The sequence below is a fragment of the Pseudomonas sp. SWRI111 genome, from assembly GCF_014268555.1.
In the GTDB taxonomy this organism is placed as follows: domain Bacteria; phylum Pseudomonadota; class Gammaproteobacteria; order Pseudomonadales; family Pseudomonadaceae; genus Aquipseudomonas; species Aquipseudomonas hamedanensis.
Genome location: NZ_JABWQQ010000010.1, coordinates 128,592 through 154,175 on the forward strand (window position 1 = coordinate 128,592; position 25,584 = coordinate 154,175).

At 58.9% G+C, this 25,584-nt stretch carries 33 protein-coding genes; 7 read left to right on the plus strand and 26 right to left on the minus strand.

The genetic code is table 11. The features are described from left to right. Positions 1-12: 12 nt before the first annotated feature. The 24 genes from HU755_RS14090 to HU755_RS14205 all read right to left on the minus strand — a co-directional run bounded on the left by HU755_RS14090 (position 13) and on the right by HU755_RS14205 (position 19,586). The gene (locus tag HU755_RS14090; protein WP_186633556.1) at positions 13-1,179 is read right to left on the minus strand and encodes a phage tail sheath family protein; all 1,167 of its coding nucleotides are present in this window, start codon (positions 1,177-1,179) and stop codon (positions 13-15) included. Positions 1,180-1,282: 103 nt separating this feature from the next. Further along, positions 1,283-1,672: a phage tail assembly chaperone gene (locus HU755_RS14095; protein WP_238349995.1), complete on the minus strand. Its 390-nt coding sequence runs from the start codon at positions 1,670-1,672 to the stop codon at positions 1,283-1,285. A 9-nt stretch (positions 1,673-1,681) separates the two neighbouring features. Beyond that, on the minus strand, positions 1,682-3,637 hold the full coding sequence (locus tag HU755_RS14100; RefSeq protein WP_186633559.1) for a phage tail protein: 1,956 nt from the start codon (positions 3,635-3,637) through the stop codon (positions 1,682-1,684). Then, positions 3,630-4,238 carry a phage tail protein I gene (locus tag HU755_RS14105; protein WP_137215306.1) on the minus strand — a complete coding sequence of 203 codons (609 nt, stop codon included), beginning with the start codon at positions 4,236-4,238 and terminating at the stop codon, positions 3,630-3,632. The genes HU755_RS14100 and HU755_RS14105 overlap by 8 nt, the downstream gene beginning before the upstream one ends. A gap of 1 nt (position 4,239) precedes the next feature. Beyond that, positions 4,240-5,121, minus strand: coding sequence for a baseplate J/gp47 family protein (locus HU755_RS14110; protein ID WP_186633562.1), 882 nt, complete (start codon positions 5,119-5,121; stop codon positions 4,240-4,242). Beyond that, positions 5,118-5,444, minus strand: a complete 327-nt coding sequence (locus HU755_RS14115; protein WP_186633565.1) for a GPW/gp25 family protein — start codon at positions 5,442-5,444, stop codon at positions 5,118-5,120. The genes HU755_RS14110 and HU755_RS14115 overlap by 4 nt, the downstream gene beginning before the upstream one ends. Positions 5,445-5,449: 5 nt before the next feature. Continuing rightward, a complete protein-coding gene (locus HU755_RS14120; RefSeq protein ID WP_238349996.1) occupies positions 5,450-5,698 on the minus strand; it encodes a hypothetical protein in 249 nt (82 codons plus the stop codon). Between the two features lie 52 nt (positions 5,699-5,750). Continuing rightward, positions 5,751-6,317: a phage baseplate assembly protein V gene (locus HU755_RS14125; protein ID WP_186633567.1), complete on the minus strand. Its 567-nt coding sequence runs from the start codon at positions 6,315-6,317 to the stop codon at positions 5,751-5,753. Then, entirely contained in the window at positions 6,314-6,826 is a 513-nt protein-coding gene (locus HU755_RS14130) for a hypothetical protein (protein WP_186633570.1), read from the minus strand. Before HU755_RS14130 ends, HU755_RS14125 begins: the two co-directional genes overlap by 4 nt. After that, a complete protein-coding gene (locus HU755_RS14135; protein WP_186633573.1) occupies positions 6,819-7,484 on the minus strand; it encodes a hypothetical protein in 666 nt (221 codons plus the stop codon). Before HU755_RS14135 ends, HU755_RS14130 begins: the two co-directional genes overlap by 8 nt. Then, the gene (locus tag HU755_RS14140; protein WP_186622938.1) at positions 7,481-7,801 is read right to left on the minus strand and encodes a hypothetical protein; all 321 of its coding nucleotides are present in this window, start codon (positions 7,799-7,801) and stop codon (positions 7,481-7,483) included. The genes HU755_RS14135 and HU755_RS14140 overlap by 4 nt, the downstream gene beginning before the upstream one ends. Positions 7,802-7,803: 2 nt before the next feature. Continuing rightward, positions 7,804-8,799: a major capsid protein gene (locus HU755_RS14145; RefSeq protein ID WP_101158498.1), complete on the minus strand. Its 996-nt coding sequence runs from the start codon at positions 8,797-8,799 to the stop codon at positions 7,804-7,806. A gap of 64 nt (positions 8,800-8,863) precedes the next feature. Beyond that, on the minus strand, positions 8,864-9,208 hold the full coding sequence (locus tag HU755_RS14150; RefSeq protein ID WP_186633576.1) for a head decoration protein: 345 nt from the start codon (positions 9,206-9,208) through the stop codon (positions 8,864-8,866). Then, positions 9,205-10,359 carry a head maturation protease, ClpP-related gene (locus HU755_RS14155; protein WP_186633579.1) on the minus strand — a complete coding sequence of 385 codons (1,155 nt, stop codon included), beginning with the start codon at positions 10,357-10,359 and terminating at the stop codon, positions 9,205-9,207. The genes HU755_RS14150 and HU755_RS14155 overlap by 4 nt, the downstream gene beginning before the upstream one ends. Beyond that, positions 10,356-11,837 (minus strand): phage portal protein, encoded by a 1,482-nt coding sequence (locus HU755_RS14160; RefSeq protein ID WP_186633582.1) that lies wholly within the window; start codon positions 11,835-11,837, stop codon positions 10,356-10,358. The genes HU755_RS14155 and HU755_RS14160 overlap by 4 nt, the downstream gene beginning before the upstream one ends. Next, entirely contained in the window at positions 11,837-12,043 is a 207-nt protein-coding gene (locus HU755_RS14165) for a phage head-tail joining protein (RefSeq protein WP_186633584.1), read from the minus strand. Before HU755_RS14165 ends, HU755_RS14160 begins: the two co-directional genes overlap by 1 nt. A gap of 1 nt (position 12,044) precedes the next feature. Then, complete coding sequence (locus HU755_RS14170; RefSeq protein WP_186633587.1) at positions 12,045-14,069, minus strand: phage terminase large subunit family protein; 2,025 nt, start codon at positions 14,067-14,069, stop codon at positions 12,045-12,047. Between the two features lie 4 nt (positions 14,070-14,073). Next, positions 14,074-14,676 (minus strand): terminase small subunit, encoded by a 603-nt coding sequence (locus tag HU755_RS14175; protein ID WP_142579929.1) that lies wholly within the window; start codon positions 14,674-14,676, stop codon positions 14,074-14,076. 146 nt (positions 14,677-14,822) lie between these two features. Next, on the minus strand, positions 14,823-15,167 hold the full coding sequence (locus HU755_RS14180; protein WP_186633590.1) for a phage holin family protein: 345 nt from the start codon (positions 15,165-15,167) through the stop codon (positions 14,823-14,825). A gap of 527 nt (positions 15,168-15,694) precedes the next feature. Next, the gene (locus HU755_RS14185; protein WP_102902284.1) at positions 15,695-16,054 is read right to left on the minus strand and encodes a hypothetical protein; all 360 of its coding nucleotides are present in this window, start codon (positions 16,052-16,054) and stop codon (positions 15,695-15,697) included. Beyond that, on the minus strand, positions 16,047-18,263 hold the full coding sequence (locus tag HU755_RS14190) for a VapE domain-containing protein (RefSeq protein ID WP_186633592.1): 2,217 nt from the start codon (positions 18,261-18,263) through the stop codon (positions 16,047-16,049). Before HU755_RS14190 ends, HU755_RS14185 begins: the two co-directional genes overlap by 8 nt. Continuing rightward, positions 18,253-18,483, minus strand: a complete 231-nt coding sequence (locus HU755_RS14195; RefSeq protein ID WP_186633594.1) for a TraR/DksA family transcriptional regulator — start codon at positions 18,481-18,483, stop codon at positions 18,253-18,255. Before HU755_RS14195 ends, HU755_RS14190 begins: the two co-directional genes overlap by 11 nt. Further along, positions 18,476-18,994, minus strand: coding sequence for a phage regulatory CII family protein (locus HU755_RS14200; protein WP_186633597.1), 519 nt, complete (start codon positions 18,992-18,994; stop codon positions 18,476-18,478). The genes HU755_RS14195 and HU755_RS14200 overlap by 8 nt, the downstream gene beginning before the upstream one ends. A 331-nt stretch (positions 18,995-19,325) precedes the next feature. Continuing rightward, positions 19,326-19,586, minus strand: a complete 261-nt coding sequence (locus tag HU755_RS14205; protein WP_103520664.1) for a hypothetical protein — start codon at positions 19,584-19,586, stop codon at positions 19,326-19,328. Positions 19,587-19,665: 79 nt separating this feature from the next. On the opposite strand from HU755_RS14205, the gene HU755_RS14210 reads away from it, so the two are divergent. After that, entirely contained in the window at positions 19,666-20,397 is a 732-nt protein-coding gene (locus HU755_RS14210; protein ID WP_186633600.1) for a LexA family transcriptional regulator, read from the plus strand. Between the two features lie 7 nt (positions 20,398-20,404). On the opposite strand, the gene HU755_RS14215 is transcribed toward HU755_RS14210, so the two are convergent. After that, the gene (locus tag HU755_RS14215) at positions 20,405-20,773 is read right to left on the minus strand and encodes a hypothetical protein (protein WP_186633602.1); all 369 of its coding nucleotides are present in this window, start codon (positions 20,771-20,773) and stop codon (positions 20,405-20,407) included. Beyond that, complete coding sequence (locus HU755_RS14220; RefSeq protein WP_238349997.1) at positions 20,770-21,285, minus strand: hypothetical protein; 516 nt, start codon at positions 21,283-21,285, stop codon at positions 20,770-20,772. The genes HU755_RS14215 and HU755_RS14220 overlap by 4 nt, the downstream gene beginning before the upstream one ends. Positions 21,286-21,611: 326 nt before the next feature. Between HU755_RS14220 and HU755_RS14225 the strand changes: the two genes are divergently transcribed. The 6 genes from HU755_RS14225 to HU755_RS14250 all read left to right on the plus strand — a co-directional run bounded on the left by HU755_RS14225 (position 21,612) and on the right by HU755_RS14250 (position 25,566). After that, on the plus strand, positions 21,612-22,202 hold the full coding sequence (locus HU755_RS14225) for a hypothetical protein (protein ID WP_186633605.1): 591 nt from the start codon (positions 21,612-21,614) through the stop codon (positions 22,200-22,202). A 10-nt stretch (positions 22,203-22,212) separates the two neighbouring features. Then, the gene (locus tag HU755_RS14230) at positions 22,213-22,497 is read left to right on the plus strand and encodes a phage antirepressor KilAC domain-containing protein (RefSeq protein ID WP_186633608.1); all 285 of its coding nucleotides are present in this window, start codon (positions 22,213-22,215) and stop codon (positions 22,495-22,497) included. 158 nt (positions 22,498-22,655) lie between these two features. Further along, positions 22,656-22,973 carry a pyocin activator PrtN family protein gene (locus HU755_RS14235; RefSeq protein WP_186633611.1) on the plus strand — a complete coding sequence of 106 codons (318 nt, stop codon included), beginning with the start codon at positions 22,656-22,658 and terminating at the stop codon, positions 22,971-22,973. Between the two features lie 58 nt (positions 22,974-23,031). Continuing rightward, positions 23,032-23,451: a hypothetical protein gene (locus HU755_RS14240; protein WP_186633614.1), complete on the plus strand. Its 420-nt coding sequence runs from the start codon at positions 23,032-23,034 to the stop codon at positions 23,449-23,451. Further along, positions 23,448-24,056: a hypothetical protein gene (locus HU755_RS27470; RefSeq protein ID WP_238349998.1), complete on the plus strand. Its 609-nt coding sequence runs from the start codon at positions 23,448-23,450 to the stop codon at positions 24,054-24,056. Before HU755_RS14240 ends, HU755_RS27470 begins: the two co-directional genes overlap by 4 nt. 301 nt (positions 24,057-24,357) lie before the next feature. Next, on the plus strand, positions 24,358-25,566 hold the full coding sequence (locus HU755_RS14250; protein WP_186633617.1) for a site-specific integrase: 1,209 nt from the start codon (positions 24,358-24,360) through the stop codon (positions 25,564-25,566). The last annotated feature ends 18 nt before the right edge of the window (positions 25,567-25,584 follow it).

Genomic DNA, 25,584 nt, shown 5'->3' on the forward strand with positions numbered 1-25,584 from the left:
GGTTACGCCCCCTTAGGCTGCTTCAAGCACTTCGGTCATCCACTGATCGGTGACTTCGAAAAGGAAATTCGGGTTTTCTGCCGGTGGCACGTCGGTGAAACGGATGCGCCAATACACCTTGCCCTGGGCGATCTGGCTGGCCGTATTCAGTTCGGTGTCGGGGAACACTTCAAAGTTGATGATTGCGCCCTGGGCTTTCAGATCGCGCATGAATGCATCCAGACCGTTGGTGACATCGGTCACGTAGGTCTTGGTGATTGAGCGGTCAACCGCCCACTTGTGCCCGGCCTGCACCGCGTCCATGAGAATGAACAACGTGCGAACGCGGGTAACGAACGCCCACTTCGGATCGCTCGACAGCGTGCGGTTGCCCCACAGGCGGTAACCGTCGTCGCGAATGATCGTGGTGATATTGGCGTTGTTGAGCAGGTTTGCCCGGCAGGTCTCGTCGCCGTCCAGGTACTCGACCGCGCGGCCGGTGCCGGTGATGCCAGTCAATTCCTTGTTCGATGGCGAAGCCCAGAAGCCGTATTCAGCATCCGTCCAGGCAAACAGCCCCGCCGCCCAAGCCGAACCGGGCGCGTCGACGGTCTTGCTGGTGATGGTGTCCCAATACTTGACGCCCGGGTCGACCATGAACAGGTTGCGACTACCGAAGTTCTCGGCGTAGGCAATAGCGGCCTCGTCGGTCGTACCCGGGCCGTCGATGATGCCGATAGCGCGCAGCTTCTGCGCCACGCTGTCGAGCGCCGTGGCCACCGCCTGAGTCGCGGTGTGGCCTGGGGCGATCAGCAATCGCGGCTGAGCATTGAACAGGCTCTTGCCGTCGAGCAGCGCCTGTAAGCCAGTACGCTGCCCCGACTCCAGCACGCCGCCGATGATCGCCGAGGTTTGCAGTGCAGGGTCTTCCAGCTTGGCCACGCCGATGGCGACGATCACCGCCTTGGCTTTGACGTAGATCGCCTGACAGGCCTTGGTGATTGCCGAATCGGCGCCGAAGGCAGCAATGGCTTCGCGCTCGGTGGTGATCAACTTCAGCTCGCCCGCCTTGGCGGCACCACCGCCGAGAACGCCAGGTGTGAAGGTGTCGCACAGACCGATAATCGACGACGACGGCAGCGAGATGGTGCGCGCGCCAGTGTCGACCGACGTGGTCGTGACGCCGTGGAAAAAACTCATAAGGGTCAGTCTCCGGAAACGAAAAAGCCCCGCATAAGCGAGGCTGTGGGGGTGTTCGTGTTACGCGTAAGGGGAAAGAAAACGCCCCGTCAGTGCGGGGCGTTTATTGGGTTTGGCTGGCCACCCATTCTGGAACGACCGGCCGGGACTCTTCGGCGGGAAACTCAAGCGCTGCCGGCCAATCTCGCAGCGCTTTGATATAGGCCAGTAGCTCGGCGTATTGCTCAGCGGTAAGCGTTGTATCGCTACCGATTTCATTCTCATCACGATGACGATCGCGCAACCAGGTAACGCGGATAACTTCCGCGTCACGCCAAGCACGCGCCGCATCGGATTCGGGAAAAACCGCAAACGTAGTTCCGGCCACATAAGCCACAAAACGCGGGTCGATTTCGTCCACCTCCCCCATAACATCGCCCTCAAAAGAAGGTTGAGGTCCGCAGAAATGCGCGATGATTCGCGACCGCGATTCATCGAGAAACTGAACGTACATAGAAACCCCTCAGATGGTATACGAGTATAAATAAGCCGACGCCTGCGCAATTGTCGGCCCGGTTGTTGTGGCGTAAATCATCCCCGGCGTCAGCAACGAGAGCCGGGAAAAAGCACTTTGCATACTGGCATTTACGGATGAAGAAACCCCACCGCACGATCGAGCACCATGCCCCAACGGCGAGCCAGAAATAGAAAGCGTTAGCGCATTGCCAGCTGTTGAGGCCGCCACCTGAAAGATGCCGTCAATCTCTCGCGCACACAGCGGCACGATGGTAGAGATATCGACAGGCCGCGCCGTCTGCGCGGTCACCATGTTGATAATGGTGGTCAGCGCGACGTTGACCTGCCGATCAACCTGATTTGCGACGCGGAACATTCCGCTGGCATCAACCCCCCAACCACTGACCAGCGCGGAGAACGTAAAACCAGCAGGCAAGTTCGGGCCGGCGTAGGTATTACTACTCGATACTGCTTGATTGCATAGCAGCAGCCCCGAAACTTTCGTAGCTGGATTGAATATTGCGTAGATCGACAATACCGCCGAAGCGGGCGCCGGTCCTGCGTCCATGCCGCCAACCCCCACCGCAGTCGTTACCGCTGACTTGTTGAAGTTATTCAGACGCACGCCATTTCCTGCCGCGTCTCGCAGCACCACCTCTTCAATCGCAAAGGTGATATTCGTCGATGGCGTGGGCACCGTTGCCTTGAGGTTGCGCATAGCGCCCGCCACCGGGCCATTTTCGCCGATGAACGAAACACGCTCAGCCAGGGCGGCAATGTCGATATTTCCCTGATTGATTGGCGCGTTCCATGCCTTGATGCACCACACAACCGCCAAGTTGCGGGGGCGTGTTGCGCCGAACGCTGTCTGATCGTTGTTGGAGACAGCGGCGTTTGTGTTAGGGGTCGATACCGTGTATTCGGCACCTGGATAATCCGCTACATTGACAGTGTCGTAGCCCATGTTAGACAGGGCCGTGACTGGCGATGAAGCGGTGTTCCTGTCCGAAACATTCGCTATCGACGTGCCAGTGTCGAATATATGTTCAGACCCCTTCTGCCAACTGCCAACCGTGCGGCCTGCATCAACCCCGCGCCCGTGATCCCAGCCACGCAGGAACTCGCCGCGCGATTCCGGCAAGCGGAAATTGCCGACACCCTCGTCACCCTTGTTGAAGGCCGTGCCGAGGAAAGCGGCCAGATCGGGATAGACCGCAATGCTCTTTACACTGCCGTCCAGCTCCAGAAAGCCCGGTGCAACCTTGTTCAGCGGAAAGGCCACCGTGGCACCGACCGGCAAAGCCGAGGCCTGCGCAATCATCGCCTCGATTTCGGTCTTGGTGTAAGTGTCCTTGATGCCCATCCCGGCGAGCGTTTCCGGGTTATCACCGGAGACAAAAACGCCGCGATCGTTGACCTTGACGCGGGTGTATTGGCCCTCCGCCTTGTTCTTCGGCAACACCTCCAGAATGGCCGCGTCGACGTAGGCCCGCGAGGCCAGCACAATCGCCGGGTCAATCTTGAGCTGAATGTTCCCGGTACTGGTGACGATGAAATTCATGCGCACGATTTGTGTGCGGCCCGAGCCTTGCGACAGCAGCGGCTTGAAGCTTGGCGCGCAGTTGGCCACCGCCACCAGATCGCCGTCCGCGTCGTAAAGTCCGATTTCGCGAATCCACTTACCGCCCTCGTCCGCCGGGATGATTTGCTCGGCGATGATTACCGCCGGGTTGACCGGGTCGATCTTCAGTTGGTTCAGCGGCTTTCTGCGCCACTCGTTGAGCAGCTTGGTTTGAGTGACGGACGGCACCGGGTTGGGCGGATCGGTCAGACCGTTCGGGTTGGCATCCCCCACGCCCATTTGCGTGATCAGCCAGGGAATGCCGAGCGCGTCGGCGTTCGCCTGCTTGGCCATCCCCACATTCGTAAGGATCGCGAAAAACTGCGAATTCGCATCAATCATAATAAACGTCCAGGGTATCAATGGTGTGTTCGCGACCGACCACGCCAAAGCTGCCAGTGACCTCAATGTCACGCATGACGGGCGGGTAAACGTCGATTTCGTCGCCTTCGTAGAGGGACACGGCGATATTCAAATCACCTTGAGTTTCCAAGCTGATCGCCAGCCCGGTCAGTTGCCGGGTAACGGGTTTGGCGTCATCAATCAGGCGCTCCAGTTCCTGGTACATCTCCTCGGTAATGCCGGTATCGAGCACGCCAACCTTCAGCGCGAAGGTACCCGGCACGCCCTCGGGTACCGTGTTGAACCACTCGACAATCTCGATCAGATAGCCCAGCGGCTCGACCACACGGCGCAGAGCGCCGATGGTGCCCTTGTGTTTGTGGATGTAGTACGACGCCTTGATGGCCGCGCGCTTAGTCGCCTCAGTCCACCGGTAATCCCAGCGATCCACCGACCACGCCCATGCCAGATGCGGCAGCAGATGAACCGGGCAGGTATCAGCGTTGTAGAGGTCGCGCAGAGGGACAATCGTCTTTTCGAAAAACGCGGCCTCCATGGCCCGTTCCAGTTGCGTGCTGTTGAGCGGTAGGAGACTTTTCATATCAACTCGCCAGCCTCACGTTGTAGCGCGTGCAGAACGCCGCTTGCGCCTTGGTCGGGGCGAGATCTTGCCACCCAACCAGCTCAACCCGGGCAACGCCGGCAACGTGCAACTGGGCGTCAACCGCGGAGCGGGCGACCTCGACGCCCAAGCGCTTGCGTGGATTGATCCAGCCTGCCAAGCGGTTTTTGGCCTCGGCCAAACTGGCATCCGCTTCCGGACCAGCGCTGGCCATGTGCAAGATGGCGTCAATCTCGTAACGGATCACCTCTGCGCTCTGCACAGTCACGCGATCACCCACCGGACGGACGTCATCGTCATTCAGAGCAGCGGCCACCGTTGCCAGCAGCTCTGGCGGCGCTTCGCCTTCCCCGTCCAACCCCAGCACCGTGACCGTGACGTAACAGGGCTTCGGGCTTTCGGCCGTGGCATCTGCCACCAACCCCGAGGCATTGCGTGCATGCAAAATGTAGCTGTTACGCGGGCCGGCTGTGGTCAAGCCCTCATAGGCCAACTGGATGCGCTCGCGAAACGGGTCGTCGTCTTCCATGACCTTGGGCACTGGTGGCACTGCCAGCAAATCCTCAGGCTGAATGACCAGGCGCTTCAGATTGACGTTGGCGCCCAAGTGGTCGAGGTCGCCGCGAATGGCGTGCGCCAGTAACAGGGCTTTGCCGGCGTCATTGACTCGGGCGCGGTTGCCGACCTTGTTGTAAGCCCCGACCTCAAGCACTTTGACCACTGGGTCGCTTTCCAGCGCCGCCGTCCAGTTACCGCCCATGTACCCGCGAAACACGCTCAACCCGTCCTGATAAACCTCTTCAAAGTCCAGAGGCTCCAGCACGGTCGGCGCTGGCAGCGATGACAGATCTACGGCACTCATGCAGCCACCTCCAACGTTACGCTGTCGCCCAGGTATTTCCCGACGATTTGCAAATTGATTTGCCCGCCAATGACGGAAATGACGCGTACCTGATCCAACTTCAAACGCGGCTCCCAGCGCCCCAGAGCGCGGGCAACCTCAGCCTGTACGGCGCTTTTCCACCCTTCGTTGATGGGCAAATCGATAAACCGCCGGAGCTTGCTGCCGTATTCCATACGGTGCCGACGACTGCCCAGCGGCGTGCTCAAAATGTCGGCAATGGATTGGCGCAGGTGCTCGATGCCGGATATGGGTAGGCCGGTGTGGCGATCCATTCCGATCATCGATGTCACTCCTTGAACGGCTCGTATTCGTCGCTGGTTTTCAGGAACTTGACCGCTTCGGTGTCGGAGGCCGGCACCACGACCGTCGCCTTATCGACCGGATAGGAACGGTCAGTACCGGGAACGATCAACAGTCGCGACGTGTAGAGCTTGTCGCGGTATTTCAAGAGTTCGGGCGATGAGAACGGTGAGGATGCAATTGCCAGTTCCGAGGACGCTTGCACCTCGGTGACGGTCGTATCGATCTTGGCCATGGGTTTCTCCAGGCATGAAAAAGCCCGCACTGGGCGGGCTGTAGTGAATGAATTAATGCGTGTGGTGATTACTATTGCCGGTGGCGTCAATGATTGCGCCGGCGCTGGTGATGCCCTTGGTAACGTGTAGCGCGCCGTCGATCATCACCGCCGCTTTCAGGTTGATGTTGCCAGTGGTCACACTCACGGCGGCATCGGTTACAACCGCTTCCGTGCTGGCCACTTTGATGGTGACTGTGCCGCTCGGCAGGGTGATGGTGTAGCTCTTGGCCTGCCAGTCGTAGATCAGCGAGCCGCCATCATCGAAACGCCAGACCTCGACGTGGTCGCGGTTGTCTGGCGGCGGTCCGGCATTGCCATACAGGCCCGGGACAAACGTGCCTTGCGACACGTCACCGCTGGGACTGATCAAACTGCCCTGCTCCCCCAACGACGGAGCCCGCCAGTGCCTGGCCTTGCCGGCGGCAATGCTATGCCAGCGCACCCAAGCGCTAACCCATTCACTTCCATCCGACACGCGACATACCGGCGGCGAAGCGGACAGGTCCACCGCGACCACGTAGCAAGCCTTTACCGCCCCCGCGATCATGCGGTCATGCTGGGCGCTCGCGTAGCTCACGGCAGATCCTCGGGCTTGAATGGTCCGTCACCCGGATCAAGGCCCAACACCAACGTTCCCGGTGGTTCGTCCCGCCACGGCCATTCCTCAACGCCGAGATAAACCTGCTGAGTCCACTCCACCAGCCACACGGTGTATCCATCCAGGTGCGGCTGGGTCCAGTCCTGCAGCGATTGCACAAAATCGGCGGGTTCAACTGCCAACCCCCACGTTTGCGCTCGCAGCAGCACCGCCAACTGCGTCGCTAACTGCACGGCCTGCTGATGATGGTGCGGCTTGATCGGATCAACAATGATCCGAGCCTCGAACTTGCAGACGAGCGAGGTTTCGCCGGTACCGATATCGGTACCCGGCTCGATCTCGGCCACTTCCAGAAACACCGCGGGCAGCAACACGCGATCCTTAATGTCTGGCCAGGCTGTAACGGCCTGCACGCCAGGTAAGTGGGCACGCAGATGCTGTTCTACCGCTCGATAAAGCTGATCCAGGCTGAACGGTTCCTCAGACATTGCCGATCCTCTTGAGGTATTTCTGCAGCTCAAAGTTGAGTTCCTGCTTGAGGATCTCCAGCAGGCGCTCATCTGCTTTTTTTACCCACCTTTCGAAGTGCGGCCGGGCTTTCTCAAGCGATACCTTGGCCTTGGCCAGCGGGAAACGACTACCGTTTTCGGCGACCCAGCCCGAACTCGGCCCGCGACCGGGGGACACTGTGCTGTCTGGGTAATCGTCCCCGTTGAAATGCTTGCTGGCTGTGCGGATCCAGATGTCAGGCTTGTTGCCGTAGACCTTCTTGAGAAAGGCACCTTGGTAACGCCGCCCCGCCACCGACACACCGCTCCCGGTCTGCCGCGCCCGGCCGATCCGGCTGGATTCGATGGCGTTCAACCCAAACCACAGTTTGCCGCTCGCGGCACCACCGGAAACCGGATAGCTGCGCAACCGCTGACGCACCGCCGCTACGGCAATGCGTTCTGACCGGCCGACGGCTCGGGCGATGTGCGTGCGCAACCAGCCCAACGTCTTGTTGATTGCGCGCCGATGCGCCGCAGCAGCCGCTTTCGGCACCACCTTGGCAAAGTCCTGGAACGCCTGAAAATCTGCGGCCGAGGACTGGATAGAGATCATCCCGCCCCCGGCCGAGGGTTTGAAATAGCTGCCGACGCTCATGGCCGTAACCTCAAAATCAGTGCGACCAGTCCGTCGCCGCTCGGTTCGAGCTGGATCAGGTCGTAGTCACCGCCGCCATCCAAGGCAGGCAGGTCAACGCTGACCAGCATGCCCTGTTCCAGACCTTGCGAATCGCTGACGCGGATCTCGAAGCGAGGCTCGCGCAACCCGGTGTTGAGCTTGCCGAACTTGGGTTGCAGCCAGGGTGCAGCGAACATGCCGAACACTGGCTCTTCACGACCCTCGATCCGCGCGGTATCGCCCAGCGTTTCGAACACCACCGCGTCGACCTCGGCGATCAGATCGCGAAAGCCCACGGTCAGAGCTCCAACAGGATCTGCGCCAGCGGTCGCGTGCACAGGTGCAGCGGGTTCGATTGAGCCTCGCCTAGCATGCCTTTGTTGAACGGCATCGGTTCGATCTTGCTGTAGTACGGTACGCCCTCGGTGTTGACCGTCTCCATGTAGTCAGCCGGTGCAAACACCGAGATGTATAGGTCTGGTACGCCTTCGGGAATCAGCAACGCTTTATCGTCGTGGACAAACGACACACCAGCGATCTTGCCGCGATAACGCTCCCAGACAATGCCGCCGAATTCGAAGCTTTCACGGGCATCACCGCGCAACGCTGCGGCTTGCTGGGTGTTGAGGAAAGTCTCCTTCACCTTCACGTTTGTCAGGAGTTGATTCCAGAAATTCTTACCGCAGAACGCTCTGGAACCGCTGCTGGTGATGCTGCCTAGCTGTTCTTCCTGCAGATCCAACGCTTCACCGCACTTAACGCGAAACTCCGTGTCAGGATTGTTAAGTCCCATGGACATTTTTTTGCGGGTCACACCGAAAGTTTTGTAAATGTCGAGCAACACGGTTTTGCCATCTGCGTCCAGGATCTGGCCGTTCAGCGCACCCATACGCTGGAATTCGTGCGTAGCGTCGAGCTGTCGACGAGCTTTACCCAAACGCTTGTTGACCACGTCCTGCACGGCTTGCAGCTCCGAACGGGTACCGAAGGCGCGGATGCCTTGGATCTCATCGGCCTTGATAGCGAAGCGTTGCGGCAGGTGCACGGTGTTGAACGGGATCAGGTTGCGCTTGCTGCCACCGACGACCAAACCGGATGTACCACGCTCACCGGCTGGTACCAGGGCCAGGGTGTCGCCGTCCTTCTCGATCTGGACCGTCAGAGTGGTGATGCCCTCTTCCTGAAATAGACCGAGGCTGCTGATGCGACCCGGGAGGTATTCCTGTTCGTTGATGGCGGCGGTCAGCGAAGAGACCGAGAACGCATCATCGTTAAAGATTTCAATGTCAGCCATGAAGCTATCTCCAGAAAACAAAAAACCCGCATAGGGCGGGCTGGATAATTGGTGGCGATCGCCTTTAGCGGACGATCAGGAAGTGGGTAGCCAGCGCTTTTTCGGCTGCCGGATCCAGGCCGGTCAGGTGCGCTTCGCTGACTTCGGCCAGCCGCACCACCGCACGACCGCGCCGAACCACATCCGATTCACCCAGCGGACCGTAGAGAATGGCGATAGCGTTTTCGCTGCCATCTTCGGCAGTTGGGTTGTACGGAGCGAATTCGCCGGTCAGGCTGACTAAACCGAGGACCTGCCCCGGCTCTAATGCAGGGCCGGCAGCGACATTGATTGCCTCGCGGGAAATGGTGCCAGCCGCTTCGGACAGGAGAAATTCACCTGCATGCATCGGCTCTCGTTGGATGGTCATCGTCTTGCTCCTGTAGCGGAATGGGATTTACCTGTGTGGGCAGCTTGGCGAGCCGACCAGATAGATGGCTGATCAATTTTCTTGGCTTGCACCTTAGGTGCCGGGTCATCGTCAAGTGGCAGGCTGTTGTCGATTTCAAAGCCCTTGCCGCTGGTGACGATCTTGTCGAACAGACGCGCCCGGACCGCCGCAGCATCCAAACCCGCCGCAACATACTCGGCACTGAATTCAGGCAGACGCGCGGCCACGCAGAGGTCGTTCACCGCCTTGGCGCGTGCCAGACCCGCTAAAACGATGTCCTCGCTTTCGAGCTGGGTGGAATTGAGCAGCGGCTCGACCAGGTTGCTGATACCCGCCGCCGCGCAGCGCTGAGTGATCATCAGTGCCAACTTTGCCGAGTCGACTACAGGCGGCACCAGGGGTGGATCGACAGGTTCAAGTTCGGGATCCGGTTCAGGTGGCTCGTCGAGCTGGGCCACCAACTCAACCGGAGCGTGCTGGAACCGTTGCAACACCGCGCCTTGACCGAGGCATGCTTTGACCTTGATGCCGTCGCCGACTTCGTCTGCAAGACCAAGAGCCACCGCTTCGTTAGCAGTCAGCCAGGTTTCGGCATCAACCATCCGCCGCAGCTCGGCATCATCGATGTCAGGCGCCTTGGCCTTATAGGCCGCGATGATCGCCTCCAAGGTTTGATCCAATACATCAGCGACCCGGCGGAAGTCCTCAGCGCCACCGCCTGCATAGGTGTATGGGTTGTGAATCATCAACATGGCGTTCGCCGCGATTACTACGCGGTGTGCACCGCATACGGCCACACTGGCCGCACTCGCGGCCAGTGCATCGATTCGCCCGGTGCAGCGCTCGCCCAGACGCGACAGCGCGTTGTGCATGGCCAGTCCGTCGAACAGGTCGCCGCCGATACTGTTGAACGCGGCGATCACCGGAGACACACCATCATCCATGGCGCGCAGATCCTGCACGAACTGGTTGGCAGTAATGCCCCACGCGCCGATCTCGCCATAGACGAAAACCTCGATCACTCGCTCGGTGGCCTCTCCGCTGGCGTGCAGGGCGTACCAGGTTTTGTCCTGAACCTCGACACGCTTGCCTGCGCGGTTGTAAATGCGCGGTCGCGCTTGTTTGCTCATGGTTGCTCCTTGTCGTCGGTGTCTTCGACGGCATCAAGGGTGTTGTAATTGAGGCCCAGTTTTGTGGCCCGTGCCAGATCAGCAGCGTTTTCCAGATCGACCGTTTCGGCGTCGTAGCCGGTGCGCAGGACCATCTCGCTACGCGAGGAAAAGCCGGCTTGCACTTCCATCCGCCGTGCCTGCACGTCCTGCACCGGCTGGATGTAGGCCCAGCCTTGTGGCACCCAGCGGGTACGTAGGTAGTGGCGACGCTTCTGCGCGTAATCGTCCAACACCAGGACGCCAGACAACACCGCCATGTCCATCCACGCCGCCCGTACCGGGCGGCAGAGTTGATGCACGTACACGCTGAATTGCAGTTGTTCCAGACGGCGCCGAAATTCGTTGAGCACCACCCGAAGCGCCCGGTCGTTGATACCGCGCATGTCTCCGGTGAGGATCTCGTATGGCGTGCCCGACCCCGCTGCAGCAGCCATCAGTTGCTGGCGCATGAAGTCCGGGTAGTTGTTGCCGGCGTCTGGAGGCTTGGAGAACTCAACCTCTTCGCCCGCTCCAAGTTCCTGCATGGTGCCGGGTTCGAGCGCGACCATTGGGGTGAAGCCGTCGCGATCCAGATCCAACAAGGCGCCGGTGACGGGATCGCGTGGTGTCTGCCCCGACTCCGGCGCTGGCCGCTTGATGAAACCGGCGAACAGGTTGGCCACTTCCTGACGGAAGAGCACCGCGTCATCGTAGTTGTCGAGACTGCGCAGGCGTTTGAGTACCGGCGACAATCGCGGCACACCGCGCAACTGGCCCGGCTCGACCGGTTCGAAGATGTGCAGCACCTGAGCGGCGGGCACGCGGACTAGCTGGTTGTAGCCGGCGTTCAGCGAAGCTGCATCGCGCGGATGCGACAGGTACATCCAGTAAGCCACCCGCTTGCCGCCGGGGGTGAACTCGATGCCGGCGCGGATGACGTTGCCGTTTTTGGTGGTCTCGAATTTGTCGTGCGGCACAAATTCCGGTGCAAGGATCTGCAGCTGCAGCGGAACGGCCAAGCCTTCATCCATACCGCGCGGCCGCAACCGCACGAAGCATTCGCCCGAGGTTTCAACCGTGCGCGCCACCAGCGCCTGCTGGCCGTAAAAGTCGGTGCGATCATCCGCATCGGACTCATCGACCCAATCCCCCCACAGCTCCTGCAGTAGTTTGCGCAAGGCATCGTCATCAGTCGTCGGCCGAGGTGTGATGCCCGTGCCGATAAGGTTGCTGACGCGCTTGTCGATGACGTTGAAGGCATACGGGTCATTGCGAACCGCCGCCCGGGAGCGCGACCGCAGGTTGCGCAATGCCGGCGTGTTGATGCTGTTGATCCCATTATCGGGAGCGTCCCAGCCAGTGGAGCGGCGCCCTTCTCCAGCGCCTTCGTAACTGGCCTTGATATTGGACGGCAGCACAAATCCGTTACGGGTCAGCGTTGGAAACTGTCGGGCCATCAGACCCCCTTCCCTGCGTGGTACAGCCGGACCACGCGCGAACGTGGCCCGGCAGTGCTGGCCAGCGACGAGCGAATTTCCTCGCGCGCCCTGAGCAGCTCATCGACCGTGCGGTATTCCACGGTGCGGTCGGTATAGCGCACAGTTTTCTCACCGCGAGCAATGGCCGCCTCAACCGCGTCGAGGTGCTTTTTTGTAAAGGACATATCAGCGTCTCTTCAGATAGCCGCTGGCAGAGCTGCGGCGTTGAGGGGGTGCTGCCGGTCGCGCTTGCGTAACCGGTGCAGCGGGTGGTGGTGCGGGCTGGGCTTGGCGTACAGCAGCAGGCGCCGGTGTTTGCTCAACATCAAGTCGCTCGCCCTGAACAGGCTTGATGTTCAAGGCGTCATCGAACAAACCGGACTGGGCCAGGGCTTGTCGCACCCGGTCCCAATCGTGTTCCTGGTAGCGGTTGATGCCGAGGTAATGCGCCATGGCGAGGCAGTACACCATCAAGTCGAGCGCTTCGTTGCGCTCTGCCTTGCCCTTCACCCATTCAATGCGCTTGTGGCCGCGCACGTAGCGCACGACTTTGCGTTCGGCGACGCACTGGGCGAAGAATTCGTCCGGCAGGTCGTTGGCAAAGTGCAGCGATCCCGGACCGTCCGGGAATGGATAACGGTTGTAGATCCAGTCTTTTGCGGTGTCGGTACCGACGAACCACAGCTCGGCGCCGTTGCGTTCGGTCTGGCCTTTCCACGTCACGTCGACCATGGACGGGCGCTGTGCGATCACTGGCCTGCCAGGTTTGCTTGCGCCCTTGATGGCGAAGATGTTGCGCCAGCGTCGAACGCGGCAGAACTGGTAGACCTCATCGGTGTGATGACCGCCGGAGTCGACGCCCACGGCGAGAATCGCCAGACCCACACCGCAGGGATGCCGGTAACGAGCCTTGAGTTTCTCATCCAGCACCGCCCAGGTGCGTTCGTCTGCTGGATCGCCCCAGATGATCTGGTGGTCAACAACCCAGCGTTCCATGCCAACGCCGAAGCCCATCACCATCAACTCCAGACGGTTGGCTTGGACGTCGACGGCGCCGGTCAGCATCAGCACACCGACCGGCATCGAACCGAGGGTGTAGTTTTCCAGGCGCGCCCGAGCGATTAGCACTTCCGCCTTGGTCTGTTCGAGTGCGCTGTCCCAGACCTTCGCGAGACGGGTGTTGTAGAACACCTGCATTAGGCTCGTATCACCTTGAGCCTGGGCTTTTTTGGCGTCCTCAAACTCGATGGCAAGTGAAGCCCAGTCCATCCAGCCGGTTGGCGAATAAAGTGCGTTGAGATGGAAGCCAACGGTCTTTCCGTCACCCGCCGCATGGGCGCGCCACTCGCCTCGGGCGAGCATGTCGCTCTTGTGGTGTTCCTCGATCAGCACGTCGCATTCAGGGGCCGCGCACTCGTAATGCACAGTGCTGAGGTCCTTGCTGTAATGCAGTCGCTCCCATTCCAACACCTGCATATGACCGCAGGTAGGACATGGCACGTAGTAATAGCGCTGGTCGCTGGACTCGAACAGGTCGGCGATCCGCGAGGCGCCTTTGATCGTCGGCGAGCTGGAGAAGTAGATCTTGGCGTTGCGACCGAAGTTGGTCGCCCGCGTCTCTGCCAGCTTGATGGGGTCACCCTCTTGGCCGACGTCGTTCTCCCAGCGGTCGACTTCGTCACCGTAGATATAACGCGCCGACAACTCCGAAAGGTTGGCCGCAGAACCGGCGGTGGTGACGTACAGCGAGCCACCCTCGAATTCCTTGGTGTCCATCGTGTTGCGTGCGTCCCGCGAGCGGGTAGCCGCTACCCGCTCGCGCAGAACGGGTGTGGCCTTGATGGTCTTGCTGATCCGCCCGGAAACCCGCTTGGACAGGCCAAGGCTGGGGAGAAGCGCCAGGATGTTTGACGGTGCCATGTGGATCAGACCACCCATCCAGTTCAGGGCGATCTGGGTTTTCATCAACTGTGAGGCCACCATGGTGATCACGCGTCTGCAAGGGTGAGCCGGCGACAGGCAGCGCATTGGCTCGCGGGCATAAGGCGTCCGTGAGGTGCGGTACTGGCCGGGCTCAGGGGCACCGGTGTCACGCGGGATTCGCATGTACTCGTCGGCCCATTCGTCGATCCAGAGATCGGGGTCGGGACGCAGTCCACGGAAATAAGCCTCACGGTACACCTCTGCACCGTCAGGAAATTCCGTGTGCATAGGTTCAATCCGTTGTCATGGCGTGTTCAAGATCCGCTGAAGAGAGGCGCTCGGCTTCCTCCAGCGTTCGACGGAAGGTTGCGGTCAGGTGCTTTTCGATCAACCAAGGATCGGTCATGGCCGCAAGGTCATGGGAGAGTTGCGGTAGCGGACCGAAAAGCTGATCGCGCAGCAAACGGCCGGCGTTGTAGGCACCGGTTTCGACCGCCTCTTTGGAGACCAGCGAGCCTTGGGCTTTGCCCAGCTCGATCTCCGCCAACTTGGCCATGTTGTGTTCGCGCAAAGCGCGGGCCTTTTGGAAGTCCGGTAGCTTGCCGTCGCCGGTAAGCACCTGCGGCGGCGCAGCCGTGGAAGTCGGCTCGGTCTGGGTGGACAGTTGGCTGTAAACGTCACGCTGAATCCGGTCCTGCTGGTGTCGTTCGGCGACGGCGACCTTGCTCGGGTCTGCGGTGTCGCGAATCAGCGCTTCGGTGGCATGTACATCAACCTGTTTGCCGTTGGGCGAAAGCACCAAACGGTTGTTGTCTTTCAGCCAAGTGATGTAACTCGGCGACCTGCCGAGCCGGGCCGCGAAGGCACTCTTCGACAGGTAGGTTGGTTCTGTCATGAGCCCTCCTTTTTCAACGTATTTCAATGAATCCTTTCAAGATTTCAATGATTGAAATTTCAGTAAGCTGGGGAACCTGCCGCTAACAGTTTCCCGCGGGTTTCCGACCCCGTACCCACCGAATAACCCCAGGGTCCCCGGCGATTTCAGGCTGGCCCGCCGCCATTCGGCGGAACTTCGCACACGCCCAATCGCTTAGCGGCCCATCGTTCGTACAACCCAATGGCTACGTCCGCGCCGGCCATTGCCGTCAGGCAACCCAAGGCGCCCGCCGTCCAGATCGTCATGCCGGCGGCGATCATCAACATCATCGCCGACACCCCGCAGACAATGCAGGCGCCGGACCGAAGTGCCAGCCTTCGTAACAATGCCCAGCCTCGCGCCCCGTCCTTGTCGGCCCGCCACATTTCCCCCGATACGCCACCGACCAGGGCCAGGACGATCACTAACCAGATCGGCATTTCTGCCAGTGCTTGTTGCTCGCTTGTCATCGCCAACCCCTAAACGCAAAAACCCGGCGCAATGGCCGGGTTTGGTGGTTGGTGCGTGCCGCTCTCTGCGGTCGCACCTATCGAAGATGACTACTTTTTACAGGTCGATTCCGGTGGCAGCAACCCTGTTTTAATGCCACCCGGTGAATAAGTGGGTAACGCAGGGTGAACGCCTAGCGAATGTCGGCGAATACACCACCACGGCAATCTGTTGTAGCGGTGGTGTCCCATACGTCCCACTTTTCTGAATCGAAGTGGGACGCCTGAGAGCGCCTGAATTCGGGGCTTCGCCCCACTGTCCTACTTATCTTTCTCTTTTCTCGTGTAAAGGAAGAATTTTGAAGAACACGCGTTCGCGCGTAAGGGCGTAGTGCTCGCCCGCTACGCTCACACGGGCGGGAGGCACTACTAGGCGGGACGGTGGGACAAACCCAACAACAACAAGGCCCGCACCTGTCCTACTGCATCAAAACGCAGCGAGACAAGACGGGCCAGTGGGACAACCACAACCGTAGCGCTGCCTGGGGTCACGCAGCCGCCCCCATCAGCACCCAGTAGATCTGCAGATGCGCATCATGCAAACGCTGGTAGTACGTATCGCGGCCACAACCGCAGTGGGCATACCGCAGGCGCATATCCACATCGAGCGTGCAGTAATGCTCACGCACCACCGTCACCAACTCTGGCGCAAGATGCTTGGTCACGATCAGCTCAATGTCCAACGAACTCTCCAGCGGCGCCCGGAAAGCACGCCGCCCCCTGATCAGTTGCCCGTTGCTCTCCATCATCATGGCAACCATGTTTCCCCCTGCCAGCCCTCCTTTCGAATGTCCCGAGTGCAGCTCCTGCGCCCACAACCGAAGCAGCGAATCGATCTCCTTAATCAAAGCAAGGCTCCTCAAACTCCACTCGCTGCAACGCCGAGGCACCGCCCCACCCAGCCGGCTTCTTGTATGCCCAGGGGCGCTGGCCGCTCTTAGCCAACGCCGGCAACCGAACACGCCGCCAGCCCAACCGGTGCATGATCGCGCCGACGCGCATCTGCTCAGGCTTGCCCCAATGCCCAAAGTCCAACTTCAACGCACTGGTAAGCACGTCGCTGCCGGTAGTGGTCTCGCCGATCTGCGACTCCTCGAGCCAGGTCAGAATCGGCCCTTCCCATTCATCCACAACGAAACGCTCGTCCTGCTCTTCCCCGAACATTGCAGCCTCATCCAGCGTCACCCACCAGAGGTCGCCCGCGTCGTAGCAGAACACCGCCTCCGCCCACAGCTGATCGCGCATCGAGCGCAACAACTCCAGATCCACCTTGGTACACGCGACCGGCCAGTAACGCCGGTTGCCGGTGGCGTCCTTCAGGTACTCGTCTTGGTTGGTCGTACCCACGAAAACACACTGGCGTGGCACGTCCATCGTTCTGCGGCCGTAGCTCTCGCGGTAAGTGTCAGTGGACGCCGAAAAGAACTGCTTGGCCTTGGTGCTCTCAGCCTTGTTGAAGCTGTCCAGCTCGCCCAGCTCGACGATCCACTTGCCCCGGATCGCTTGAAACCCGTCCTTGTCGCCCAGGGCAAACGGCGTGTCCATGAACCACTCGCCGCCGAGAATGCTCATCGCGGTCGACTTACCGGCGCCCTGCGCACCTTCCAAAATCATCACCGAGTCAGCCTTGCAACCGGGCTTCATCACCCGCGCTACCGCCGATAACATCCAGCGCTTGCCGACCTTGGCCGAATAATCTGTCGCCTTCACGCCCATGACGTCGGTCAGCCAGCTTTCGAGCCGAGGCACCTGATCCCACTGCAGCTTGCGCAGGTACTGCCGCACCGGATGGAACGCATGGTCATGTGCAACCACACTCACCGCCTCGATCACATGCGAGGCCTTGACGCGCAAGTTGTACTGCTGCGCGAGCCACTTCATAACCCGAACATCGTCAATGTCCGCCCAATCACCCGTGCCGCCGCCATAAGGCGCCGCACGTTGCTTGACGATCTTCGAGCTGAACGCGCTGTAGCTGATCACACCGGCCCAACGCTCATCGTTGGCCAGGATCAACTCGACGTTCTGCATGTGCGCAATCAGCGCGCCACTTTCGCTGCGTGCCAACAGATCTTTCCAACCACCCGCAGCCGGCGGCTTGACCACCGCCAATACCTGACGGCGTACCGCTTCCAAACCTTCCGCAACATGCAGGTCGTTGAAGTCGGTCCACTTAGCTTCCCGCTCGCCGGAAAAAATCGGCGCGACCACCTGGCCGCCGACAATCAACGCCGCGTTGTTCGCTTTCTCTTCACCGGGGTTCCACGCATCGCCATTCGGCTTCTTGGTCTTCCAGTCATCGTCTCGGCAGATGATGAGCGGGCAACCGGCGAAACGCTCGCGCATGGCTTTGCAAACCACCAGCAAATTGCCCGCATCAAACGCAACGGCCACGGTGAGTGACGTGGCCATATGCAGACTTGCGCCGGTCGCGTAGCCCTCACACACCAGCACCGGCTCGCCCGGATCCGGGTGCGGCCCGATCAGATGGAAAGCGCCCTCCTTCGACATGCCGTAAGGCCAATAGGACTTGTCCCGACCGGTGTCTTCTTGCTTGGTTGGAAACACCACCTGCAGGCCGACAATCTCGTCACGCACATTGCTCATCGGTACCAGGAACGCGCCGGTGCGCGGCGCATACCGAACGCCGAAGCCGACAATCCGCTTGCGATCCAGATAGTCGCTACGTCCCTTCTCCGGCATGCGCTTGAACATACCCGCCGCCCGTTTTGCCGCTCGACGTGCCGCGTTGGCCGAGATCTCGGCCGCCCGGCGCTTGGCCTCTTCCTGTCGAGCGCGCATAACCTCACGCTCTTCAAGAGACATCCGCCCAGCCTTGACCTTGATCTTCTGAGACTCGCCCGAACGCCAGTCACCGAACGCACCGAAGATCAGCGTCTCGCCTTTCTCAGTGCGCTGCTCATGTACGACATACCACCCGTTCTTTTCCTTGCCCTTGTCTTGCGTCGTCTTGCAGCGGGTCAGCTTGCCGAACACCAATGGCTGCGCAGGCTCAAGACCGTAATCCGCAAATTGCCCCAGTACGTCATCGAGCATGGCGTGCCCCTTTCAATTCCGCGAGGGAAAGGCAGTCGACGCATTGGGTACAGCCGGGCTGCGCCAAACGTCGCGCTTCCGGAATCGGACCATCACAGCTTTCACAGAACAGAAACGAATGCGCCGCCAGAGCGGGCTTGGCGGCGAGGAGACGTGCAGCCAGCGCCTGATCGATGCGCTCCTGCACCAGGTCATTAGCGAAGTCGACGATATCAACCACGATCAGTACCCCGCGTCGTCTGATTGACGTAGGTGGCGCGGTTGAACAACCCCAACAGCCCCTGAATTCCACGAAACACCTGCAGGCGAATCGCGGCCAGTTCTTCATCAGAAACCACACCGTCGCCAATGCTCTTGGCCCAGGTATCCGCCAGATCGGCGACCTTCCGGAAGTACTCGGCAATCCCGATGGTCAACGTCTCGGGCATGTCGTTGGTGTACGCCTCAGCCAGCTCCTGCCAAGTCGTGTCACCCACCAACGCATGCACCGCATCCAGAATGCGGCGATCCTTGGTCAGCTCTAGAATCTCGCCGAACTCTTGAATGTTCACAGTGTGGCTAGGGTGGGTTGGGGACAACTTGTGCTGCAGCGTGGTCGCATTTCGGCCGGTGGTGGCGGCGATGGCTGCGGCGCCGCCGGGGTAGTCCCGAGCGGCATGGTAAAGCGCGAGATCGAGCGGCAAAACTTCCCGCTGCGCCCGCTCAACAGAACTCAGAGCGATACGGCTCATGGCATTAATCCTTGTAAGTTGCCAGTGCCGCGCGACATGCAGTGGTGATACATTTGCCGCGTGGCTTGAAAGGGCCCAAACGCCGGCTAGATCTTCGGGATCGATACCGGCACCGTGCCGGGGCGAGCAATCCATTGCTCACCCCTGGCGCAACAGCTGCCAAATCTGTGGTGGAAGAGGCAGCAACACCAAGGCTTCCGAGCCTTGGAAAAGCGCGATAAAGAGAGGTGGTTGCATGTGGTGTGCCCGCCTTTCTTTATCGCGACCCGACAGCGCTGTGGTGGTGCGTGCCGGGAGGAACTGGGCGACCTTTGGGTCGCCTTTTTTCTGACTACGCTGCAGCTTTTTGTGGAGCCGAAGCGTTTAACAGCCAAGCCGCTTGGAATGCGTTGCCTTTCTGCTTCGCAGCAGTCGCTAACAGCTCGGCGTATTTGGTTTCACCTGTGTAATCGGTTCGCGGCAGGCATGCAGCCTGACGCCATTTGTTCAGCGCCTGATAGCTTCTATTGCATACCTTCGCAGCGGCCCCGATGCCGCCTACGGCTTCAAACGCGAACGCAATGGCGCTTGGAAAATCTGCGGGGTCCAACATGACAACCTCCATTTATCAACTTGCGGTTGATGTTATAGATCAACTGACTATTGCGCAACCTTTGTGAGACTCTCAACTCATGGTTGATAAAAATTCCCTCCGCGCAGCTTTTAGTGAGCGCCTTCACGAAGCTCTCGACGATGCCGGCGTACGCGCCCGTGGTCGTGGAGTGGATATTCATCGTCAGTTGAAAAGCGTGGGTGTTGATAAAACAACCCAAGCCATCAGCAAGTGGCTGAATGGCGAAGCCATGGCTGAAGCGGATAGCATGTCTGCGCTCTGCTCATGGCTTGGTGTCAGGCGGGAATGGCTTGAATACGGGGTTCTGCCGAAGGAGCAGATTGGCCACAGCAACGTTCGCGCTCTAGCCCACAGTGACTTGAGCAACGTTAGTGAAATCAATCAGCGCTTTGGCAAGGTTCCATTAATCTCTTGGGTTCAGGCCGGAGCTTGGTGCGAGGCGATCTCTAACATAGAGAATTATGACAGCGACTCTTGGTTGTCGTGCCCCGTTCCTATCAGCGCTCACGGTTATGCATTAAAAGTCTTAGGCGACTCAATGACTAATCCTGGACCAGGTCGAAGTTATCCAACAGGCTGTATAATTTTCGTCGATCCTGAGGCTGAGACAAAAACGGGTGATCGAGTTATTGCCAGAGTGCCACGAACAAATGAGGCTACGTTCAAAATCTTAGTAGAGGATGCCGGCCGCCAATTTCTGCGCCCAATTAATCCGCAATACCCAATCATTGATATTACGGAAGAAACACACATTTGCGGCAAGGTAGTAGGATCTTTCATTCCGGAATAATAACAACTTAAAACGGAAGATCTGAAGAGATTATCTCATCTAAAACCCTATCCATCCCAAATTTCTTCTGCTTAAGTTCCGCGTACAGCTCGGCAAAGCTTTGTCTGGCTTCGATGGTACCTATATCTTTCGCTCTGTAAACAACCATATCAATAGAATCATCCCACTCTTCAGTAGAAATAGAGGCCAGGCTTGTCAATGTCGCAGGTCCCGGATAATAAAAAAGGGAATGCCCGTCTGAACTGGGCATCATCGACCACTTATGTTTTTTGTCATACAAGAAAAACAGTTCCCCTTCCGTGCCACCATTGATTACGTTAGTGATCTTGTCTTTCTGAACAATCATCACGTTAACAGCAACTACAATCTTACTCATGTTCGACCACCAGTGATCTCGTCAATGACCTGTACATTTAGATGCCTAATTTTCTCGCGAATTTCACTTACCAAAGCTCTTTTAATGGGTTCAGACATTTTTCGACCCCGCTCGCTTTTGGAAATGACGGCTTCTATTGAAACGACCTGATCCGCCATAATTAACTTCAGCTTATCGTTACCTCTAACCTGCCCTAGAAATTCATGAAATATATTAATGATAACTTCGTTTTCGCCATCATCATTCGCGCTATATTCGTTCAAGCGATCTAGTTTTTCTTTCAGCTCCGTTAAGGAAAGCTGATAGGAATAATTCAGTAAGAGAGAGAACACTGAGGCGATAGCTTTTCTCTTAAAAACGAACAGGTAGATCGCGATTCCCGAAGCGCCAATGGTGAAAATATCAGCCATCACACCGATAGTATCCGTTAGTAAATTCAACCTCCTTTCCCCCAATACACGCCCAAATGAAAACCCTTGGATCAGAGTGCGCTCGATCATTGCGATAGCCATCAGAATGCTATCCCCAAACGCACCAAGTCAATGTGCAAATTGAAGGAAATGACACCGTTCAGCGCCACCAGCATAAGATCAACCTACGGTTGACAATTATCAATTATAGGTTGATATTCCACTCACTCTTCCACCACAGAGCGAGGCAACACCATGCACACCACAGCAACCCTGCACGTCCACCCGGCCGCTGCCAACCCCTTCCAAATCTTTGAGATCCGTCGCCTAGCCCGTGAGTGCGGCTGCGCGTTCGCCATCAGCAAACCGAAGCTGACAGCACGCACTACTCCTGCCCCAGTCAATCCGAACGGCGGAGGGCATGTAGCATGATCAAGTACAAGATCGACAACCGCACCCTGCAGTTGCTCAATGCTCAGGTCAACCTGACCGAGACTTTCAACCACGTTCTACGAACCGCGCCTAGGCGCGAGTGCCTGGCGTTTCGACTTAAGGTTGAACGTGGCATATCAGCAAGCACCTTCGTCGTGGAGCTGGGCAGCGAACGCCACACGTTGACCCTGCCGAACGAAAAGAAAATGCATCTCAAGCTGGCCGACTTCATCGAAGAGATTGCCAACGGCCCGTTCGACGCGAGCAATACCAGCGACCTGCTGCATCGCCCCCACGCCAGCCGCGAATACGGCCGCTTTGAAGTCTCGGACAAGCAGCGAGTGTTTGAGCTGGTGCGCACCGGCGGCGTGCTGAACCTCGACATGGGTTTCGACTACCCGCTAATCGTCGCGCTCCACCGCACTCACACTCGATCAGGTGTCACCACCATCCTTAGCATCGGTAACAAAAGCCCCCACACCCGTTGCTTCACCGTGTACGGCAGCGATGTCGAGATCTACGGCAAAGTCAGCGAGTCCATCAACCACCTTGCTGCAGCGGCAACACCAGCTGCGCACGCGGCATGAGGGGCACACCATGGAACGCACCCTTGCCCAAGCCGCAACCCACCTCGGCCTGACTCGCCCGAAACTCATTTCACGCATGCGTGAAAAAGGTCTGCTCAACGATCGGAACCTACCGGCCTACCCCAACCGTGATCGTGACTATCTGCGCATCAAGGACGGCCAGTGGTACCACGATCAGCTCGGTATGCAGTACAGCCAATCGACGCGGATCAAACAGCCCGGTATCCGTTGGCTGGCTGAACAGTTGGGAATCGACCTACCCGTCATTCCGGCAGACAGCCGTGACGTGGCCTAGGGAATACGCCCGCCAGATCATCGCCATGCGGACACGAGAGGAGCGCAACGCCGCGCTCCTCGAAGTGCCCGAACATCTGCGCGAGCTGACCAGAACGCATTGCCTGAACGCCTGGAACCACCCGGCCAGAAAACAACGCAAGGAGGCCCAACAAAACCATGAGTAACGCAGCACAAAACCCGCTGCGCCTGCACCCGGCGCCGGAATCAGCCACCGTCGAATTGCTTTACCGCATATTCGGCGACGTCCTGATCCCGCTCGACAAAGTGCGCGAGCAGTACTTCCGCAACCTCAACGAGCAATCGTTCGTGGCCGAGATCAGCAGCGGCCGCATCCAGCTCCCTATCACCACGCTGGACACCAGCCGCAAGGCTCCGAAGTACGCACACATCCGCCACGTCGCTTCCCTGATCGACATCCGCGCCTACAAGGCCGACGAAGACATGCAGCGACAGCAGGACGACACCAACGAGTAACAGCCACAAACCGAGCGGCTGCCACCACCGGCCGATGACATCACCAGGAGCACACCACATGACTGCAATTCAGATCTGCGCACTCATCGCCCTAATCGTATTCGCCGGACTACTCGTCTGGGCAGGTTACTTCATGGGACACAGCGACGGCATATCCGCCGGAATGAAGGAAAGCGACGAGATCCAGCGCGCCGAAAGCGCCAAGACGGTTCGCGAATTAAGGGCATCTCTCGACTTCATCAAGGCCGACCACACCCGCTTGTTGCAACACTGCAAACGTCTGCAGATAGCGATGCCATTCGGAGGCCCCGAGCGCTTGGCACTGCTGGAAATCGCCGAGAAACTTCGCATTGCCGCCGACACATTCGGTGCATTCCGCACTGGCAAAAAACTGGAGCGCGACACTCGCGGACTGCGCGACCGAGCTCTCGACATGGCTGAGCAACTGGCTCCCTTTGATGTGGGAGACGCCGCATGAGCGAAATCCGTCCCCAATCCAGCACCCACCGCAACCCGGCTAACGCCCCATCAGCGATTAATGCACCAACGCGCACTCAAATTTCGGAGGAAAGCGGCATGCAAATGGACCAGCACGACACCCAAACCACGACCGCTTTGCTCCGCAAGGAAACCAGCGTCGACACACTAGAAACAAACAGTCTCTGCTGCGCAGCAGCAAGCATTATTGCTCCTTACAGCAGCTCCACCGAGGCACTTATACCCCACGAAAAGCTGCGCGAGGCAGCGACACCCAATGCCACGCTAAACGCTCAGAATCGCCCGCCCGCGCAGCTTGCAGAGGGGTATAAGCACCCCGCTTGCGTGTCCGAACACTCCGCGGAAATTGCAGCCAACAAGGTGCAGATCGATGAGCGCGCCGAGTTTGAGAAAGAGTTCCCAGTGCCCGAAGGTCTGCAGTACTGCAGACAGCGAGGCACGTACATCACCGCACTAGGCGCGAAGACATCCGACTCATTCGCCCGTGAGCATTATGCGTATCGGGCCGGCTTCGCCGCGTGGAGTCGCAGAGCTTGGAAGCATGCCGTGCTCGTTGGCGAGCACGCACAAGGAGTGCAGCCGTGATGGAGCATACATACCAGCAGTTCCACATGTGCTGCGGCCACGGGAGCGGCGCCAATGCAACTTTGACTGCACAGAAACTCCACTCCGCGCAGCTCAGCAAAAGCCCTTCCCACTTTGAAGATGCTGCCGAGGCATCACTACCCACCTATCACCTGGACAAGGTTCCAGAAGAAAAGATGGCCGAACTCGTCGGGACTAGCCGCCGGGCGTTACAAGGAAAACGCGCAAGAGGCGTCATCCCCAAGGGTGTCTGGAACACCATCGACAGCCGCATTTACTACAGCATCAGGAGATACGAGGCATGGCTCGAAAGCCAATGGGATTGCCCACCGGAGTTGAATTTGCTGGACAGTCCGTCCGCATTCGCTTCACCTGGAACGGGCAACGCCGTTGCGAAACCCTCCCCTATCCCCAAACGCCGAAGGGGATTAAGGCTGCCGCCGACTTACGCGCTAACGTAACCAGTCTGATTAAGCATGGCGTGCTGGATGATCAGCGCTACGCCGAGCTGTTCCCCAATTCAACTTATACCACTTACTCAGCGACTCTCCGTTTCGGGGAGTACGCCCAGGAGTGGCTCAACAGCCGCGAGATCGTGGCCGGAACTCGAAAGAACTATCTTGGCTCGCTCAATCTGTACTGGATGCCCTATCTGGCGATGCTACCCATGGACAGCATCACGTCGGTGATGCTGCGCAAAGTGGTAGCGAACACTGAATGGCCGACGCCGGGCGTGAAACGCGCGGCGATCCAGCGTCTGACCACTGTGTTCGGTACCGCAGTGAAAGATGGCCTGATCGACCGTAACCCGGTGGAGTCAATCGAGCTGCCGGTGAAAGCCAAGAAACCCATCGATCCGTTCACGGTGGGTGAAGCAAACCAAATTATCGAGCACTTATATAAGACGCTGAACCATTCGATGCGGATCTACGCGGCTTACTTCGAGTTCGCCTTCTACACCGGCATGCGCCCCAGCGAGATCGCGGCGCTGCGCTGGGAAGAGGTCGACAAGGAAAAGCGGCTGGTGAACGTGTGTCGGATCGTTGCGGACTACAAGATCGAGGAGCGAACCAAAACCCGCAACGGACGCCAGGTCATGCTCAACAGCAGAGCACTGCACGCCATCGAGCAGGCCGAACTGCTGGCGAAGCAACGTGCTTTGCCAAGCCGGCGCAAACGCACCGAATCGACCTATGTGTTCCCGCCCACCAAGAACTTCGAGTTCATCCAACAATCGAGCGTGACCGACAAACACTTCCAGGCTGCATTGACTGAATTGGGCATTCGCGCCCGCCGGCAATACAACTGCCGACACACATACGCTACCATGTGCCTCATGGCGGGTATGAACCCTGCGTTTATTGCCACTCAGCTCGGTCATAGCGTTCAGATGTTGCTATCGACATACGCCCGATGGATAAACTCCAGTACCGACTGGGGTGAGCTCGGGAAGCTTGAAAACAGCTTGATTGGTACAAAATTGGTACAGGCAGAAACAGTACCCCTCTGAAACCCTTATGGAATCAGC

Coding starts and splice junctions, on each gene's coding strand:
- HU755_RS14200 (WP_186633597.1), bottom strand. CDS start 18,994: ATGAGCCGTATCGCTCTGAGTTCTGTTGAGCGGGCGCAGCGGGAAGTT.
- HU755_RS14190 (WP_186633592.1), bottom strand. CDS start 18,263: ATGCTCGATGACGTACTGGGGCAATTTGCGGATTACGGTCTTGAGCCT.
- HU755_RS14155 (WP_186633579.1), bottom strand. CDS start 10,359: ATGAGCAAACAAGCGCGACCGCGCATTTACAACCGCGCAGGCAAGCGT.
- HU755_RS14225 (WP_186633605.1), top strand. CDS start 21,612: ATGATCAAGTACAAGATCGACAACCGCACCCTGCAGTTGCTCAATGCT.
- HU755_RS14230 (WP_186633608.1), top strand. CDS start 22,213: ATGGAACGCACCCTTGCCCAAGCCGCAACCCACCTCGGCCTGACTCGC.
- HU755_RS14235 (WP_186633611.1), top strand. CDS start 22,656: ATGAGTAACGCAGCACAAAACCCGCTGCGCCTGCACCCGGCGCCGGAA.
- HU755_RS14220 (WP_238349997.1), bottom strand. CDS start 21,285: ATGGCTATCGCAATGATCGAGCGCACTCTGATCCAAGGGTTTTCATTT.
- HU755_RS14210 (WP_186633600.1), top strand. CDS start 19,666: ATGGTTGATAAAAATTCCCTCCGCGCAGCTTTTAGTGAGCGCCTTCAC.
- HU755_RS14145 (WP_101158498.1), bottom strand. CDS start 8,799: ATGGCTGACATTGAAATCTTTAACGATGATGCGTTCTCGGTCTCTTCG.
- HU755_RS14090 (WP_186633556.1), bottom strand. CDS start 1,179: ATGAGTTTTTTCCACGGCGTCACGACCACGTCGGTCGACACTGGCGCG.
- HU755_RS27470 (WP_238349998.1), top strand. CDS start 23,448: ATGAGCGAAATCCGTCCCCAATCCAGCACCCACCGCAACCCGGCTAAC.
- HU755_RS14205 (WP_103520664.1), bottom strand. CDS start 19,586: ATGTTGGACCCCGCAGATTTTCCAAGCGCCATTGCGTTCGCGTTTGAA.
- HU755_RS14120 (WP_238349996.1), bottom strand. CDS start 5,698: ATGGCCAAGATCGATACGACCGTCACCGAGGTGCAAGCGTCCTCGGAA.
- HU755_RS14100 (WP_186633559.1), bottom strand. CDS start 3,637: ATGATTGATGCGAATTCGCAGTTTTTCGCGATCCTTACGAATGTGGGG.
- HU755_RS14095 (WP_238349995.1), bottom strand. CDS start 1,672: ATGTACGTTCAGTTTCTCGATGAATCGCGGTCGCGAATCATCGCGCAT.
- HU755_RS14105 (WP_137215306.1), bottom strand. CDS start 4,238: ATGAAAAGTCTCCTACCGCTCAACAGCACGCAACTGGAACGGGCCATG.
- HU755_RS14165 (WP_186633584.1), bottom strand. CDS start 12,043: ATGTCCTTTACAAAAAAGCACCTCGACGCGGTTGAGGCGGCCATTGCT.
- HU755_RS14160 (WP_186633582.1), bottom strand. CDS start 11,837: ATGGCCCGACAGTTTCCAACGCTGACCCGTAACGGATTTGTGCTGCCG.
- HU755_RS14135 (WP_186633573.1), bottom strand. CDS start 7,484: ATGAGCGTCGGCAGCTATTTCAAACCCTCGGCCGGGGGCGGGATGATC.
- HU755_RS14180 (WP_186633590.1), bottom strand. CDS start 15,167: ATGACAAGCGAGCAACAAGCACTGGCAGAAATGCCGATCTGGTTAGTG.
- HU755_RS14170 (WP_186633587.1), bottom strand. CDS start 14,069: ATGCACACGGAATTTCCTGACGGTGCAGAGGTGTACCGTGAGGCTTAT.
- HU755_RS14110 (WP_186633562.1), bottom strand. CDS start 5,121: ATGAGTGCCGTAGATCTGTCATCGCTGCCAGCGCCGACCGTGCTGGAG.
- HU755_RS14115 (WP_186633565.1), bottom strand. CDS start 5,444: ATGATCGGAATGGATCGCCACACCGGCCTACCCATATCCGGCATCGAG.
- HU755_RS14130 (WP_186633570.1), bottom strand. CDS start 6,826: ATGTCTGAGGAACCGTTCAGCCTGGATCAGCTTTATCGAGCGGTAGAA.
- HU755_RS14240 (WP_186633614.1), top strand. CDS start 23,032: ATGACTGCAATTCAGATCTGCGCACTCATCGCCCTAATCGTATTCGCC.
- HU755_RS14150 (WP_186633576.1), bottom strand. CDS start 9,208: ATGACCATCCAACGAGAGCCGATGCATGCAGGTGAATTTCTCCTGTCC.
- HU755_RS14175 (WP_142579929.1), bottom strand. CDS start 14,676: ATGACAGAACCAACCTACCTGTCGAAGAGTGCCTTCGCGGCCCGGCTC.
- HU755_RS14215 (WP_186633602.1), bottom strand. CDS start 20,773: ATGAGTAAGATTGTAGTTGCTGTTAACGTGATGATTGTTCAGAAAGAC.
- HU755_RS14250 (WP_186633617.1), top strand. CDS start 24,358: ATGGCTCGAAAGCCAATGGGATTGCCCACCGGAGTTGAATTTGCTGGA.